This window comes from Kitasatospora sp. NPDC056446, from assembly GCF_042796115.1.
GTDB lineage: Bacteria > Actinomycetota > Actinomycetes > Streptomycetales > Streptomycetaceae > Kitasatospora.
In genome coordinates this window covers 1-14,923 of sequence record NZ_JBHTRF010000075.1, presented here as the reverse complement: position 1 = coordinate 14,923, position 14,923 = coordinate 1, and the positions used below count along the sequence as shown (strand labels likewise).

Annotated in this window: 17 protein-coding genes; 10 read left to right on the top strand and 7 right to left on the bottom strand. The window is 71.3% G+C overall.

Annotation, left to right across the window (positions count from 1 at the left end; all coding sequences use genetic code 11):
- Positions 1-111 precede the first annotated feature (111 nt).
- Positions 112-1,332 (top strand): low temperature requirement protein A, encoded by a 1,221-nt coding sequence (locus tag ACFQ6N_RS32515; RefSeq protein ID WP_380656976.1) that lies wholly within the window; start codon positions 112-114, stop codon positions 1,330-1,332.
- A gap of 66 nt (positions 1,333-1,398) precedes the next feature.
- Here the strand turns inward: ACFQ6N_RS32515 and ACFQ6N_RS32510 are convergent, their stop codons facing one another.
- Positions 1,399-2,373, bottom strand: a complete 975-nt coding sequence (locus ACFQ6N_RS32510) for a LysR family transcriptional regulator (RefSeq protein ID WP_380656973.1) — start codon at positions 2,371-2,373, stop codon at positions 1,399-1,401.
- A gap of 289 nt (positions 2,374-2,662) precedes the next feature.
- Here ACFQ6N_RS32510 and snpA (ACFQ6N_RS32505) point away from each other — a divergent pair, with 289 nt between their 5' ends.
- The 4 genes from snpA (ACFQ6N_RS32505) to ACFQ6N_RS32490 all read left to right on the top strand — a co-directional run bounded on the left by snpA (ACFQ6N_RS32505) (position 2,663) and on the right by ACFQ6N_RS32490 (position 7,500).
- Complete coding sequence (gene snpA / locus ACFQ6N_RS32505; protein ID WP_380656970.1) at positions 2,663-3,322, top strand: snapalysin; 660 nt, start codon at positions 2,663-2,665, stop codon at positions 3,320-3,322.
- Positions 3,323-3,730: 408 nt separating this feature from the next.
- Positions 3,731-4,354: a snapalysin gene (gene snpA / locus ACFQ6N_RS32500; protein WP_380656968.1), complete on the top strand. Its 624-nt coding sequence runs from the start codon at positions 3,731-3,733 to the stop codon at positions 4,352-4,354.
- Between the two features lie 193 nt (positions 4,355-4,547).
- On the top strand, positions 4,548-5,207 hold the full coding sequence (locus tag ACFQ6N_RS32495; RefSeq protein WP_380656965.1) for a pentapeptide repeat-containing protein: 660 nt from the start codon (positions 4,548-4,550) through the stop codon (positions 5,205-5,207).
- Positions 5,208-5,421: 214 nt separating this feature from the next.
- A complete protein-coding gene (locus ACFQ6N_RS32490) occupies positions 5,422-7,500 on the top strand; it encodes a phosphocholine-specific phospholipase C (protein WP_380656962.1) in 2,079 nt (692 codons plus the stop codon).
- A 238-nt stretch (positions 7,501-7,738) separates the two neighbouring features.
- Here ACFQ6N_RS32490 and ACFQ6N_RS32485 read toward each other — a convergent pair whose 3' ends face one another.
- Both ACFQ6N_RS32485 and ACFQ6N_RS32480 read right to left on the bottom strand, forming a co-directional pair.
- A complete protein-coding gene (locus tag ACFQ6N_RS32485) occupies positions 7,739-8,620 on the bottom strand; it encodes a phosphotransferase family protein (RefSeq protein WP_380656960.1) in 882 nt (293 codons plus the stop codon).
- A 65-nt stretch (positions 8,621-8,685) separates the two neighbouring features.
- The gene (locus ACFQ6N_RS32480; protein ID WP_380656957.1) at positions 8,686-9,171 is read right to left on the bottom strand and encodes a glycine-rich domain-containing protein; all 486 of its coding nucleotides are present in this window, start codon (positions 9,169-9,171) and stop codon (positions 8,686-8,688) included.
- A 313-nt stretch (positions 9,172-9,484) separates the two neighbouring features.
- Here ACFQ6N_RS32480 and ACFQ6N_RS32475 point away from each other — a divergent pair, with 313 nt between their 5' ends.
- Genes ACFQ6N_RS32475 through ACFQ6N_RS32465 form a run of 3 tightly spaced genes read left to right on the top strand, consistent with a single transcriptional unit; the run spans position 9,485 to position 11,089 of the window.
- Positions 9,485-9,739, top strand: a complete 255-nt coding sequence (locus ACFQ6N_RS32475; RefSeq protein WP_380656954.1) for a hypothetical protein — start codon at positions 9,485-9,487, stop codon at positions 9,737-9,739.
- Entirely contained in the window at positions 9,711-10,226 is a 516-nt protein-coding gene (locus ACFQ6N_RS32470) for a DUF6879 family protein (protein ID WP_380656952.1), read from the top strand. The genes ACFQ6N_RS32475 and ACFQ6N_RS32470 overlap by 29 nt, the downstream gene beginning before the upstream one ends.
- 20 nt (positions 10,227-10,246) lie before the next feature.
- Positions 10,247-11,089, top strand: a complete 843-nt coding sequence (locus ACFQ6N_RS32465) for a helix-turn-helix domain-containing protein (RefSeq protein WP_380656949.1) — start codon at positions 10,247-10,249, stop codon at positions 11,087-11,089.
- A gap of 104 nt (positions 11,090-11,193) precedes the next feature.
- On the opposite strand, the gene ACFQ6N_RS32460 is transcribed toward ACFQ6N_RS32465, so the two are convergent.
- From ACFQ6N_RS32460 to ACFQ6N_RS32450, 3 genes are all read right to left on the bottom strand, one after another.
- Positions 11,194-11,838 (bottom strand): dihydrofolate reductase family protein, encoded by a 645-nt coding sequence (locus ACFQ6N_RS32460; protein WP_380656946.1) that lies wholly within the window; start codon positions 11,836-11,838, stop codon positions 11,194-11,196.
- 135 nt (positions 11,839-11,973) lie between these two features.
- A complete protein-coding gene (locus ACFQ6N_RS32455; RefSeq protein ID WP_380656944.1) occupies positions 11,974-12,177 on the bottom strand; it encodes a DUF397 domain-containing protein in 204 nt (67 codons plus the stop codon).
- Complete coding sequence (locus ACFQ6N_RS32450) at positions 12,170-13,003, bottom strand: Scr1 family TA system antitoxin-like transcriptional regulator (protein WP_380656941.1); 834 nt, start codon at positions 13,001-13,003, stop codon at positions 12,170-12,172. The genes ACFQ6N_RS32455 and ACFQ6N_RS32450 overlap by 8 nt, the downstream gene beginning before the upstream one ends.
- A gap of 110 nt (positions 13,004-13,113) precedes the next feature.
- Here ACFQ6N_RS32450 and ACFQ6N_RS32445 point away from each other — a divergent pair, with 110 nt between their 5' ends.
- Positions 13,114-13,374, top strand: coding sequence for a hypothetical protein (locus ACFQ6N_RS32445; protein WP_380656939.1), 261 nt, complete (start codon positions 13,114-13,116; stop codon positions 13,372-13,374).
- A 67-nt stretch (positions 13,375-13,441) separates the two neighbouring features.
- Positions 13,442-13,657: a hypothetical protein gene (locus ACFQ6N_RS32440; RefSeq protein WP_380656937.1), complete on the top strand. Its 216-nt coding sequence runs from the start codon at positions 13,442-13,444 to the stop codon at positions 13,655-13,657.
- A gap of 89 nt (positions 13,658-13,746) precedes the next feature.
- Here the strand turns inward: ACFQ6N_RS32440 and ACFQ6N_RS32435 are convergent, their stop codons facing one another.
- Positions 13,747-14,556, bottom strand: coding sequence for a phosphoribosyl-dephospho-CoA transferase MdcG domain-containing protein (locus ACFQ6N_RS32435; RefSeq protein ID WP_380656934.1), 810 nt, complete (start codon positions 14,554-14,556; stop codon positions 13,747-13,749).
- Positions 14,557-14,923: the final 367 nt, after the last annotated feature.

Below are 14,923 nucleotides of genomic sequence, written 5' to 3'. Positions count from 1 at the left end.
GTCGAGGCGGCGCACCGTCCGGCGCACGCGCCGCGCCGGTGCGTGCGCCCGGCCCGGGCCGCTGCCAGGATGCGCGGGACGAACCGCCCTCCCGACCCCGGAGCAGCTCCGATGGCCAGTGACCCCGCCGCGGCACCCCCCGCACACCACGTCGACCCGCCGCCGGTGCGCCGGATGGTCCCGCGCGACCGCGACGAGCCGCACCGGGTCGCCACCCCGCTGGAACTCTTCTTCGACCTCTGCTTCGTGGTCGCGGTCGGCCAGGCCGGGCGCGAACTCGCCCACTCCCTCGCCGCCGGGCACTACGGGGAGGGCCTGCGCGGCTACGTGCTGGCCTTCTTCGCGATCTGGTGGGCCTGGATGAACTTCACCTGGTTCGCCTCCGCGTACGACTGCGACGACGTGCCGTACCGGGTCACCACGCTGGTGCAGATCGCCGGGGTGCTGATCCTCGCCGCCGGGGTGCCTCGGCTGTTCGCCACCCAGGACATGGCGCTGTCGATCACCGGGTACGTGGTGATGCGCCTGGCGATGGTGACCCAGTGGCTGCGCGCGGCGGCCAGTGAGCAGGGCGAGGCGCGCCGGGTCGCCCTGCGGTACGCGGTGGGGATCACGCTCTGCCAGGTCGGCTGGGTGGTCGTGCTGTTCCTGCCGCACGGCGCGCGGCCGTACGTCCTTCCGGTCGGCGTGCTGTGCGAACTGGCCGTGCCCGTCATCGCCGAGCTGCGGACGCAGACCCCCTGGCACCCGCACCACATCTCCGAGCGGTACGGGCTGTTCACCCTGATCGTGCTCGGCGAGACGGTGGCGGCGGCGACCGTCGCCGTGCAGTCGGCCGTGGACGAGCACGAGGAGCTGGGCCGGCTGGTACCGGTGGCGGTCGGCGGCCTGCTGATCTGCTTCGCCGCCTGGTGGATCTACTTCGCCCGGTCCGTCCACGAGCACCTGCGCTCCAACCGGCAGGCCTTCGCCTGGGGCTACGGGCACTACCTGGTGTTCGGCTCGGCGGCGGCGATCGGCGCCGGGCTGGAGGTGGCGGTGGAGTCGGCCGTGCACCAGGCGGAGATCTCCGCGACCGCCGCCACCGCGACGGTCACCGTGCCGACCGCGGTCTACCTGGTCACGGTCTGGTTCCTGCACTCCCGGCACACCAAGCGCGGCACGGCCGCCCAGGCGGTGGCGCCGGTCGGGGCCGCGCTGGTGCTGGCCTGCACGGCGCTCGGCGGCTCCGGCGTCCTGGCGGCCGGCCTGGTCTGCGCGCTGATGGTGGCGGTGGGCGTGCTGATCCACGGGCGGGAGGGCAGGGCCGGGGGCGCGGCCCGGGCGCGCTGACCCGCACGCCGGTGGGCCGGCCCGGGGGTCGCCGGTCGGGCGCGGCCCGGTGCGCCGGACCGCGCGCTACGCCCGTCCCAGCAGCACCGGCTCGTGGCGCGCCAGCCAGGCCAGGTAGTCCGGGTTGACCCTGGCCAGGTCCAGGTAGGCGGCGCGCAGTTCGCCGTACAGCGCGTCCAGGGCGGGCGGGCTGAGCGCGCGCGGGCGCCAGGTGAACAGCAGCCGGACGGCCAGCGGGTCCCCGTGCACCGGGCGGACGACCGTGCCGGGCCCGGGCAGGGAGGTCGGCTGGCAGGGGCGGACGGCCTCGCCGGAGGCGACCAGCTCGGCGGCGGTGGCGTTGTCCCGCACCTGGAGCACCCGGGGGTTGAGCCCGGCCTCGCCGAAGACCCGGCGCATCGCCGCGTACTCGTGGTCGGCGGTCGGGTCGACCATCCAGGTGTCCCCGGCGAGGTCGGCGAGGCTGACCACCGGGCGGGCGGCGGCCGGGTGCCCGGCGGCGAGTTCGACGTACTGCGGCTCCCGGGCCATCAGCACCCGCTGCTCGGCGTCCGGCGGCACCCGCAGCGGGAAGCCCTCGCTCTCGTACACGAAGGCCACGTCGAGCTGGTCGGCGGCGACCATCCGCAGCAGCGCGCTGGCCGAGACGTCGACATGGATGGTGGTGTCGGTGTCCGGCAGCCGCTCGTGCACCCGGCGCAGCCAGGCCGCGACCGCCCGGCTGCCGACGCTGCCGATGCGCAGCCGCCGCTGCCGGCCGGGCCCGCAGGCGTCGCGGGCCTCCTGGCGGGCGGCGGCGACCAGCGCGGCCATCTCGGTGATCACCGGCCTGGCCCGGGAGAGCACCGAGTGACCGAGCGCGGTGGGCCGGCTGCCGGTCTGCTCGCGGGTGAACAGGGTGCCGCCGATGGTCCGTTCGATGCGGTGCAACTGGGTGGTGAGGGAGGGCTGGGTCATGCCGAGCTGGAGCGCGGCCTTGCGGAGGCTTCCGGTGTCGGCGATCGCGCACAGCACCCGGAGGTGTCTCACGTCGAGCTCCACGTCGGGAGCATAGACGCCATCGAGCCACCTCGCCAAGGACATGACAGGCATCAAAAGGCGTGCCGACGCACCGCCTGGCGGACCCCGCCGGTGCGCGGCGGTGACCGCGCCGGTATGCGGCGGTGCTATCGCCGGTTGACATCATCCGCGACGGGCCCGGGCGGGTCGAAGCTCATGGGCAGCAACCCGCCCCGGCCACCGGCCGAGGCGGCCCCCACCGTGCGCCGCCGCCGTGCCCGGCCCCCACCGGCCCCGGCGGGGCGGCGCACCGCCAATCCGGAGCCCCCACATGAAGCGATCCGTGCTGTCCGCCGCCCTGGGCCTCGTCCTCGCGGCCGGCCTCGCGACCCTGCCCGCCACCGCGGTAGCCGCCCCCTCCGCACCCTCCGCCCCTGCCGCACCCGCCGCCGTCCAGGGCTACACCCCGGCGGCGTACGCCGGTTCGACCGCGGAGGCCGCCGACAACCAGGCCTTCTTCCAGGCCGTGGTGGCCTCGGTCAAGGCCAAGCGGGCCGCCAACCCGTGGCTGCAGACCGTCACCGTCACCTACGACACCGCCAACGCGCCCTCCTTCACCAGCCAGATCGCCGGCGCCGCGCAGATCTGGAACAGCTCGGTGCGCAACGTGCAGCTCCAGGAGTCCGGCGGCAACGGCGACTTCTCGTACTACGAGGGCAACGACAGCCGCGGCTCCTACGCCAGCACCGACGGCCACGGCCACGGCTACGTCTTCCTCGACTACCAGCAGAACCAGCAGTACGACTCGCAGCGGGTCACCGCCCACGAGACCGGGCACGTGCTCGGCCTGCCCGACAACTACTCCGGCCCGTGCAGCGAGCTGATGTCGGGCGGCGGCCCCGGCCCCTCCTGCACCAACCCCTACCCCGACGCCAACGAGCGCGGCCAGGTCGACTACCTCTGGGCGAACGGCCTCGCGGCGGCGAACTGACCGTTCCGGCAAGCGAATCCGGGTACGTGAACCCGGGTACGTGACGACAGGCGCGTGAACCCGGTGCGTAAACCCGGTGCGTGAACCCGGTGTGTGAGCCCGGGCAGGTGAATCAGGGCGCGGCGGGCCGCAAGGCCGGAATCAAGCGGCCCGCCGCTCTGGGTACTTCCCCGCATCGGAGCCTAGCCGCCGCCCCAACGGAATGCCAGGGGCTCGATTGAGTCAAGGACAGGAAAAGACGACTCAAACTGCCGGGCTCACCGGGGTATTGCACAGGGCTATCGCCGATTGACATCATCCGCGCGCCCGCCGGGCTGCCCGAAGCTCTGGGGACATCACCCGTTGACCAGGTGTCCCCCCGGGCCGGCCCCCAACCGGCCACGGCACCACAGGAATCGGAGCCCCCACATGAAGCGATCCGTGCTGTCCGCCGCCCTCGGCCTCGCCCTCGCGGCCGGCCTCGCCGTGCTGCCCACCACCGCCGCGACCGCGGCACCGGCCGCCCCGGCCGTCCAGGGCTACACCGCCTCGACGTACGCCGGTTCGGCCGCCGAGGCCGCGAACAACCAGGCCTTCTTCCAGGCCGTGATGGCCTCCGCGAAGGCCAAGCAGGCCGCCAACCCCGGCCTGGCGACCGTCGTGGTCACCTACGACGCCAGTTCGGCCCCGAGCTTCCGCAACCAGATATCCCAGGCCGCGCAGATCTGGAACAGCTCGGTCAGCAACGTCCAGCTGCGGTCCGGCTCGGGCGGCGACTTCGCCTACTACGAGGGCAACGACAGCCGCGGCTCCTACGCCAGCACCGACGGCCACGGGCGCGGCTACGTCTTCCTCGACTACCAGCAGAACCGGCAGTACAACTCGGTGCGGGTCACCGCCCACGAGACCGGGCACGTGCTCGGCCTGCCGGACCACTACTCCGGCCCGTGCAGCGAGCTGATGTCGGGCGGCGGCCCGGGCACCTCCTGCACCAACCCCTACCCGAACGGCACCGAGCGCAGCCGCGTCAACTCCCTCTGGGCGCGCGGCTGAACCCTGCGGTGAGCACCCCGGACCGGCCGCCTCCGCGCGGCCGGTCCGGGGCCGCGTCGGTTGCGGGGCTCCGTCGGTGCCGGGTGCCGGGTGCCGCGCGGGCGGGGCCGCGACGGTTGCGGGGCGTTGTCGGTGCCGCGTGCGAGCATGCGGGCGAGACCCCTCCGCCCCCGACCGCCCAGGAGCCGCCGCCATGCCCCGTGCCGTCCCCGACCGCCTCTCCGACCTCCCGTACGCCGAGCTGCTGCGCCCGCACACCGGGCCGCTGCGCAGCGACGAGCGGTACGACACCACGCACTTCGACGGTGGCGAGCACACCGACGAGTCGGGCGCCGGGGCGGCCTTCCTGGAGTGCGCCTTCACCGGTGTGGCGCTCAGCGGGGTCAAGCTGCGCCAGGCCCGGTTCAACGAGGTCTGGGTGCAGGCCGGCCGTTGGGTCGCCTGCGACCTGAGCGAGTCCGAGTGGCAGGACAGCGCCTTCGTCGGCGGCGTGCTGGCCGGGGTCGCCGCGTATGGCTCGGCGGTGCGCCGGGTGGTGTTCCGCGGCTGCAAGCTGGAGGCGGTCAACCTGCGCTCGGCCGTACTGCGGGACGTCGTCTTCGAGGACTGCCTGCTGCGCGACGTGGACTTCGGCGAGGCGAAGCTGACCGGGGTGTCCTTCCCCGGCTCGACGCTGGAGGAGGTCCGGCTGCGCGGCGCGACACTGAGCAAGACCGATCTGCGCGGCGCCGTCCGGCTCGGGCTGGTCGACGGCCACCAGGGGCTGCGCGGCGCGGTCATCAGCTCCACCCAACTGCTGGAACTGGCACCCCAGTTCGCCCAGGCGCTGGGCATCGACGTGAAGGACCGCTGACCACCGCAGGCCCTCCGCACCGACTCAGCCGCCCGTTCAGCCGGGCGTCGCCCGGTGACGTCCGGGCGAACCCGGGTGACCCCCGGACGAACAGTCCGCCAACCCTGCTGCGCGCATCTGGCGGCCCGCTCCGACCGCGGTGGAGACTGCTCCGCGGTCGAGTGAGCCCCGACTTGTGTACACAACATCGCCAGCGAAGGGACGGGCCGGACTGATGGCCGAGCTGAGTCGTAGGAAGTTCGTCACGCTGTCCGGTGCCGCCGCGGCGGGCCTCGCCGTGGCCGGCACCGGCGCCGCCGGAGCCGCCCCCGGCACCGCGCCCGCCACCGCCCGCACCAGCGCGCTGACCACCACCGGCACCATCACCGATGCCCGGCACGTGGTGATCCTGATGCAGGAGAACCGCAGCTTCGACCACTACTTCGGCACCCTGCGCGGCGTGCGCGGCTTCGCCGACCGCAGCGCGATCCAGATCGCCGGCGGCTACAGCGTCTTCAACCAGCCCAACGGCCTGTTCTCCCGCCAGTACCCGTGGCAGTTCAGCCAGACCAAGCCCGCCGGCGGCGCCGACCCCGAGCGCCTCGCCCAATGCAACGGCGACCTCAGCCACGGCTGGAGTGACCAGCACAAGGCGTGGAACGGCGGCAAGATGGACTCCTGGGTCGCCGCCAAGGGCAACGTCCGCACGCTCGGCTTCCTCACCCGCCAGGACATCCCGTTCCACTACGCGCTGGCCGAGAACTGGACCCTCTGCGACGCGTACCACTGCTCGGTGCTCAGCGCGACCGGCCCCAACCGCACCTACCACTGGTCCGGCCAGATCGACCCGTCCGGCACCGCGGGCGGCCCGGCCTACGACGGCGGCGACGAGAAGGGCCTGCGCTGGCAGACCTACGCCGAGGCACTGGAGAACGCCGGCGTCAGCTGGAAGGTCTACCAGAACGCCGCCGACAACTACGGCGACAACGCCCTCGCCTACTTCAGCCAGTTCTCCGGCGCCCCCGCCGGCAGCCCGCTCGCCGTCAAGGGCATGGGCTCGGTGCCCAAGGCCACCGGCCGGACCCCGGACGACATCGCCGCCGCGATCAAGGCCGACGTGCTGGCCGGCACGCTGCCGCAGGTCTCCTGGATCGTCCCCGACCAGGCCTCCTCCGAGCACCCGTACGCCACCCCGGCCGACGGCGCCCACTTCGTCCACATGGTGATCGACGCGCTCAACGCGGACCCGAACGTCTTCGACTCCAGCATCCTGTTCATCAACTACGACGAGAACGACGGCTTCTTCGACCACGTCCCGCCGCCGACCGCCCCGGCCGGCACCCCCGGCGAGTTCTACAGCGGCACCAACATCGGCCTCGGCTTCCGCGTCCCGATGATCGCCGTCTCGCCCTGGACCCGCGGCGGCTGGGTCAACTCCGAGACCTTCGACCACACCTCGGTGCTGCGCTTCCTGGAGACCTGGACGGCCGCCCTCGGCACGCCCGCCACCAGCCCGAACATCAGCGACTGGCGCCGCCGCGTCTGCGGCGACCTGACCAGCGTGTTCGACTTCGCCAACCCGGTGTACGGCCTGCCCGCGCTGCCCGACACCTCGCAGACCATCGGCCTGTCCGCCTGCGGCCCGCTGCCCAACCCGGCCCCGGTCAACAACCAGCTGCCCGTCCAGGAGTCCGGCACCCGGCAGGCCCGCGCCCTGCCGTACCAGCCGAACGCCAACCTGGACCACCTGGAGTTCGGCTCGGCCGGGGTGATGAAGGTCTGGATCGCCATGGCCAACCAGGGCACCGCGGCCGCCAAGTCCGCGCACTTCGCCGCCTACGCCAACGCCTACCGCAGCGGCGGGCCCTGGCAGTACACCGTCGACCCGGGCGGCAGCACCAGCGACTTCTTCAACTGCGGCACCGGCTTCGGCGGCGGCCCCTACGACCTCACAGTGGTCGGCCCCAACCGCTTCCTGCGCCGCTTCAAGGGCGACGCGACCAAGGCGGGCAAGAACGCCGCCGTCACCGCCTCCTACGCCGTCGAGCCGGGCACCGGCAAGCTCGCGCTCTACTTCCAGCTCGCCAACAGCGGCAGCACCGCGCTGACCTTCACCATCGCCTCCAACAACTACCGCACGGACGGCCCCTGGACCTACCAGGTCCCGGCCGGCGGCAGCGTCAGCGACTTCTTCAACGCGGTGGCCTACACCAACGGCTGGTACGACTTCACCGTGACGGTCGACGCGGACAGCACCTGGTCCCAGCGCTTCACCGGCCACCTGGAGACCGGCACCCCCAGCATCAGCGGCTGACAGCCGGTCCCGTCGAGCGGAACGGAGACCCCACTACCCTCCACGGGTAGTGGGGTCCCGGCCGCGTCCGTCAGGCCTCGCCTGAGGAAGCCGGTCGATTCCGGGCTGAAGATCCGCTGGACGGCGTCGGCGGCTCCCTTGACGAACCAACGGCTGGACCGACTTCACGGTGACGGTGGACGGGGGGCAGCAGCAGTCGGTTGCAGCGCTTCAAAGGAGGAAGGTCGGCCCGGGGCTGCTATCCGAGTCGGTGACGCAGCCAGGTGAGCCCGTGGCCGCGCAGCGCGTCCGATTGCTGTCCGGGGGCCTCGGCGGCGCGAAGGGCCCAAAAGCCGGTCAGGATCGCGCCGAAGGCCGTCACGGACCACTCGGCCGCATCGCTCCACATGGAAACGGTGTCTGCCCACCGTTCGGCGCCCTCGGGTGTGTGTCCGGCTTCGATCAGCCGGATGACCATGTACGCCGTGTCGGCCCATGCGGCGCCGGGGGCTGGGAACGCCCAGTCGATGACGCGCACGTCGTCACCGTTCACCAGGAGGTTCGGGCCGGTCAGGTCGGTGTGCACCAAGGTCTTGCCGTCGATGAGATCAGGGGCCTCGCGTTCGGCCAGGATCAGCGTGTCCAGCCGTTCCATGATCCACGGATCGAGCCGGTCATGGTGCTGCTTGCCGAGCCTGTGCCAGAAGTCCTGACCTGACCAACGCTCGGCCAGGCTGAACGCCCGCAGGGGCGGGGCCGGGGTCAGCGTCTCGGCGAGCGTTTCCAACGTCCCTGCGATCAAGGGGAGATCGGCCGAACCAGGAGACAGGTCCGCATGCCTGCCGGGAACGTGCTCGAACCCGATGGCCAACCACCCGTCGGACTCGACCTTCCAGAGCATGCGAGGAGCGATGTTCGGCGGGAGCACAGTGGAGACGACCGACTCAAGGCGGTGCATCCATGCCTTGGCGCTGTTCTCCTGGATGGCCTTGCAGAACACCTGCCCGCCGGCGGTCTCCAGAGTGCCGGCGAATTCGGAAACGGTTCCCGCTGCCGGTGGTTCGGCGCCGGTCACCGTTCCGATCCGCCTTTCGATGATCGTTCGCAGTTCGAACGGCAGATCGCGCCAGGTGTAGCCCATCAAGGTCCTTCGGGTTCGGGCCCGCGTCGCTCCGTGTGGCAGGTGGCGGGCCGGATGATCAGTCGCTAGCTGTTGTGGCAACCGCGATGGCACTGGGAGCAGTTGCCGTTTCCGCTGGTGTCGCTACCGTCCCCGCCGCTGCCTTCGGAGCAGTCGGCGGCCATGTTCCACAGCTCGGCGTCGATGGCGTACCCGCTGGCCTGGATGACGGCCACCGTGGTGGCGATGCTCGCGCCCTTGGCCGATCCATCCGCGTCGCCGGTCGGTACGTGGTGCAGGAAACGCCCAGCCGTGACCTTGCAGAACTCGTGGTAGTCCACGGTGTCCAGGATGAAGGTGTGCCAGCCGACGTCCACCAGGGGTGAGGGCGACAACCCGGACTTGGGGTTGAGGGCACAGGCCCCGAGGAACGCGAGGGCCTGGTCCATGACACGCTCGGCAAGAGCCTGTTCCAGGTTCTCGTCCTTGACGATCCGGGCGGTCAGGCGCCCGAACGGCGCCGGGTTCACCAGAGACCGGCCGGTGATCCGTTCCGTACTGATCGAGGTCACTGTGGACCCTCCTGGCTCTGGTTCGGATCCAGCCCGCCCGTGCGGGGGATTTCGCTACCCGGAGCTGAACGTCGGCCGACCCGGTGGTCAACTGCTGCGAGCAGGTGCCTGAAGGGCCTGTACGGGCCGGCTCCATGCCCACCGCGGCACTGGAAGCGATAGGGGCGACGCTACGGCTCGCGATGCATCGGACTCCACGAACTTGCGTGAGCTTGCATGTCAATTATCGTGACAGATAGCCATGTTGACTGTTCATCTGCTGTCCGGTGAAGCTTGTGCGGTCCGAGCAAGCACCTGGAACAGGGAGCCGGCCATGGCCGTAGAGTTCGTTGGTATCGACCCCAACACCGACCGGGACCACTGCCCTACCGTGTGGGTGGACCCGGACGCCCAGGAGATCCTGTTCCAGGGATGGAAGCCGAGCCTCGAGGCTCAGGCGGACTGCGAGGGGAGCAGCCCCGCGAACGGATCGGTGCCCGAGGGTGAGTCCATCGTCAGGCTTCCGGCCCGGATGGTGCCCATGATCAGGGAGGCGTGTGATGTCATCGAGCGTGCCCGCCTTCGCTGAGCTGCTTGACCAGTGCCAGAGTTCCGCCGTCCATCTGGAGCTGCGGGACTCCTACGCCCCGACGGAGCGGTTCGAGGCGTGGCAGCGCGGTGAGCGGATCGACTGGGAGGACCGTGAGTCCTGGTGGCATCCCTACGATCAGTTGATCACGGATGCTGTGGCTCGGGGCGTGGTGATCCGTCGAGCCAGGGTCGTCTCCGAGCCCGTGTCCGAGTACGTCCGGTGGGAGCACTACGTCACCCACGCCAACGTCACCGCGGGTGAGGAGGTCCGCTGGCTGCCACGCCGCCGGGCCACGAGGATCCCCCTGCCGGGAAACGACTTCTGGCTGTTCGACGGTGTGCTGTTGCGGGTGCACCACTTCTCCGGCGATGGCGCGGTGGTCGAGGACGAGATCACGGCGGACCCGGAGGCCGTGGAGCTGTGCGGTACCGCGTTCGAAGCGGTCTGGGAGCTTGCGATCCCGCACCACCTGTACGAGATCTGACGAAGGCCGGCTCCGCGCCCGTGCACCCTTCTCCGAGCGTTCAGCAGGCCCGCGAAGTCCTCGCGGGTCGGTTGGGTGAGATCCGGAAGGACGCGGGAATCAGCGGGCGGGAACTGGCCGCCAGGTGCGGATGGTCGGAATCGAAGTCATCCCGGATCGAGAACGCCAGGACACCTCCCTCTGATGCGGACATCAGGGCGTGGTGCCGAGCCTGTGGCGCCGACGATCAAGCCCTTGACCTGATCGCGGCCAACAGGCAGTCCGCTGACGCGCATGTGCAGTGGAGACGACTCCAGCGAAGTGGGCTCCGTCGTCTTCAAGAGTCCACAGCGGACCTGTACCTGCAGACCAAGGTGTTCCGGACCTATGTCTCCGATGTGATCCCCGGCTTCCTCCAAACACCTGGGTACGCCACCGCCCTGCTGTCGTCCATCGCGGACTTCCGGGGAACGCCGAACGATGTGAGCGAAGCCGTGACGGCCCGGATGAGGCGCAACGCGGTGCTGAGCCGTGGCGCACGCCGGTTCTCGTTCGTCCTGGAGGAGTCCGTGTTGCGGTACCGGGTGTGCAGCGCCCAGACCATGGCGGCACAGCTCGGCCATCTACTCGCAGTCATGGATCTCCCGAACGTCGCGCTGGGCATCATCCCGTTCGCGGCGGAACGCACCGTGTGGCCCATGCCGACCTTCACGATCTTCGACGACACCAGGGTCCACGCGGACACGCTGGATGCCGCCGAGACCCTCACACAGCCCAGCCAGATCGATCTGTACGCCCGAGCCTTTGATCGCCTCTCACAGGGGGCGGCGCGGGGTGCGGCGGCGCGCTCGCTGGTCATGGGTGCCTTGGCCGATCTGGATTGATACCTGGCAATGCCGCATGACCGGCCTTCGGGGATTCACGATGCAGGACGGAGACCCCACTGCCCGCCACGGGCAGTGGGGTCCTCGCGTCGTCCCGGCCGGGGTCACCTCCGCCAGAACAGGTGGTGCGCGATGCCGCTCGGGCTGGGTACGACCTCCAGGTGGAAGCGGTCGAGCAGGTCGTCGGGGGACTCCCACAGCTTCAGCCCGGTGCCGAGCTCCACCGGGGAGACCGCCACATGCAGGGTGTCCACGAGGTCGGCGTCGAGGAAGCGGCGGATGGTGGTGACCCCGCCGCCGAGCCGGACGTCCTTGCCGCCGGCGGCCTCCCGCGCCCGGTCGAGGACGGTGGCCGGGTCGCCGTCGACGAAGTGGAACGTGGTGTCGGAGAGCGTGAAGGACGGGCGGGGGTGGTGGGTCATGACGAACACCGGGGTGCGGAACGGCGGCTCCTCGCCCCACCAGCCGCGCCACTCGTGGTCCTGCCACGGTCCGCGCTGGGGCCCGAACTTGTTGCGGCCCATGATCTCGGCCCCGATGTTGCGGGCGAAGTCCCGGGTGAAGTAGTCGTCGAGGCCCCGGCTGCCCCCGGGATCGGTGCGCATCGGCCAGCCGGCCGTGGCCCCGGCCCAGGAGAACAGCCGCTCGGGACGGTCGAGGCCGAACGGCAGCTCGAAACTCTGGTGCTCACCGGCCGCGATGCCGTCACCGGAGACGTTGAAGTTCATGACTCTGAGCAGTTGGTCCATGGGCTTTTCCTCGTCGGCTCTGGTCGCGTCACCGTGCGGCGGGGTGCCGCACACCGTGACGTCGGAGCGGACGCGGCCGGATCGACATCGGGCCCGAGATTTTTCCGAGGCGCGGCGGGAGCGGCCCGGGGTCCGTCAGACCGTGCCGAAGTCGCCGGCTCGGACGGCGGTGACGAAGGACTGCCAGGCGTCGGCCGGGAAGACGAGGGCCGGGCCGTCAGGGTCCTTGCTGTCCCGTACCGGTATCCGGCCGGGAGAGCCGTCTGCTACCTCCACGCACTGCCCTTCCTGGGCGCTGTACGTGCTCTTGCGCCACTTGGCGCGTGTTGGGTCATCCATTTTCGAACCCCCTCCGAACTCGCCGGATGAACTCTCGACTCGCTGCCCGGGACAACGCCTCGACCTGCAGCTGATCGTACTCGCCGGCCCACTCGGACAGGGGGTTCGGGTCGCGCTGGAGGAAGCCTCGCCCCTGAATCTCGCCGTATCCGATGCTGGCCCTGTTCGGCATCGTCAGCAAGGTGATGGGATGCGCGAACGGCCGGTCCTCCCCGAGGGAGAACGGGCTTACCTGGATGACGAATTGGGGGTGTTCGGTCAGCTCCTCCAGGTGGAGGAGCTGTTCCACCATGACGTCGGGGCCCCCGATGGTCCGATGGAGGCATCCCTCGTCTATGACCGCATGGACTCGGGGCGGAGGCTGCCGGTCGAGACGTTGCTGCCGATGCAGCAGCAGCGCGAGCCGCTCTTCGGCCTGCTGCTGCGTTGCCCGTCCTCGGCGAACTCGCGCTTCCTGGTACGCCCTCGCGTAGGCCGGGGTCTGGAAGAGGCTCGGAATGATGTTGATCTCGAACAGCCGCAGCGCCACCGCATCGGCCTCGCTGCGCAGGTAGTCGGTAAAACCCTCGAACAGGACGCGCCGCCCCGCATCGCGCCATTCCCGTTCGAACTGTTCAGGAGTCTCGAAGGCGACATCAACTCTTCTGGCAAATCGCTCGGTTGGAGGTTTCCGACCAGTTTCGATGGCGGACACATGTACGGCCGAGTACCCGGTGAGCGATGCCAGATGCTCCTGGGTCCAGCCTCGCGCCTCTCGTAGCTCGCGAACCTGCGCGCCGAACTTGGCGGCAGGCGAGGAGTCCGGATCAAGTTCTTTTCGGTTCATGGCGGTTGGCTTCTTTTCCTTCTCAGAAGAAAGCTTGAAGGCACCCCCGACTATAGATGACAGTGGGCAGCTCTGGGTAGTCGATGAACTACGGAACGGAGTCACTTCCCATGGCGCGCAAGCATTCCCCCACCGTGCCGCCCTACCGCCCGCAGGTCGGTGAGCTGGTCAGGGACCTGACGAGCGACCGGGACGTCGTCTACATGGACACCCGGGGCGGGCTCGCCTACGTCCGGCCGGTGGGTGGCGGGGTCGAGCGTACGGTCGACCCCGCCGGCCTTCGGCCCCTCCCGGGCGGGCCGACGGTGGTCGTCCACCTCGTCCCGGCCTCGCCCCGGACCCGGGCCGAATCCGGCGAGGGCGCCGCGTGAACCGCGAACTCCGCTACGAATCCACAGTGTCGGCCACCCGGTGGCGGCCCGCCCGGGACCGCCGCCGGTGACCGATCCTCCGGCCTGTCCCGCCTCGGCCTGCGGTGAACCGGTCGATCTGTTCGACGACGCCAACGAGACCGGCCGGACCTGGAACTGTCCGAACTGCGGCCGCTGGGGCGTCGCCTGGTCGCCGCACTACCTGGCGGACCAGCCGTTCGAGGAGCCCCTGGCCGTCCTCGGGCGCAGGCGCCATCGCCGGGTGACGGGCAGCGGCCCGTGACGACGTGGCCCGTGACGACGCGGACCATGACGGCGGGCTCCCGCCTCCCGGAGTCCCGGCCGCCCAACCGGACCGGCTGACAGCGCGGTTCAGACGAACGGGCCCCGGGGGAACCACGGGTCGCGGACCTCGCGGGGCCCGTCCGGGGTCAGCAGGGTGAGGGTGTACGGCGAGGCCGCGTACTCGGCGAGCTGGACCGAGCCGTGCCGGGTCTCCAGTTCGGCCTGGACCGGCACCGGCAGCTTGCTCAGGGCCCGCCGCAGCTGCAGGGCGTCGCGCCGGCTGACCGGCTGCGGGGCGCGCAGGACCAGCCGCAGCGGGCTGAGCGCCCCGGCGACCGGTACGCCGGTGCCCAGTTCGTAGCCGACCGCGCCGATCGGGCCCCAGGGCATCCGGTGGTCCGCGACCAGCCGGCCGACCTCCGGCAGCAGGGCCAGTGCCGGGATCCCGGCGAGCCGCTCGGGGGCGAGCCGCCCGCGCCGTTCGGCCAGCTGCTCGGGCCGCAGGGTGCGGGCCACCGCCGCCCAGGGGGCCAGCGCGTCCAGCCGCTGCCCGGGGCGGGGGCCGCGGACGGTCACCGGGAACCAGAGTTCGGGTGCCGCCTCCGGGTCGCGGGTGCAGCGCTGGGGGTGCGGCAGGTCCGCCGGGTCGCCGGCCACGGCGGGAGCCCGGCCGACCGTCACCCAGGGGTGCACCCGCAGCACCGCGCGCGCCCAGTCCGGCAGCCCGCCGCCGGCGAGGGGCCGCAGCGAGCTGGGGCACTGCATCAGCAGCAGGTCGTGCGCGCCGGGCAGCCGCCCGTCCAGTGCGGCCAGCGGGCCGACCCGCCGGCGCGGTCCGTCGTGAAGGTCCTCGGCGGCGGTGCGCCGGGCGGGGTGTGCGGAGGGCACGACGGTCATAGCGGGCTCCAGACGGTGGCGTCAGTTCGGCCGACGGCTCCACCCTGCGCCTGCCCGGCGCGGCCCGACTACGGCCCTTGGACGCGTTCACCAGGGACCTAGGGCCCGTCTTCAAGCCCCCGCCTGCGGGGCGACGCCGGGGCACGCACCTCGCCGCGTTGTCGTCGGTCGCCGATGCTCCGCATGGACTCCCTCCTCCGCCTTGCGATGCACGCACCCCAACGCCGCCCCGCCCGCCCTCCGGGCGGACGACGGGGGCTTGAAGACGGACCCTAGTGTCCTGAGTCTTGAATTTCGTTCATAAATATAGACTGGGCCTATGGCGCGGACGGGTCGACCAAAGGTCGAGTTGGTGTTGTCGGACGAC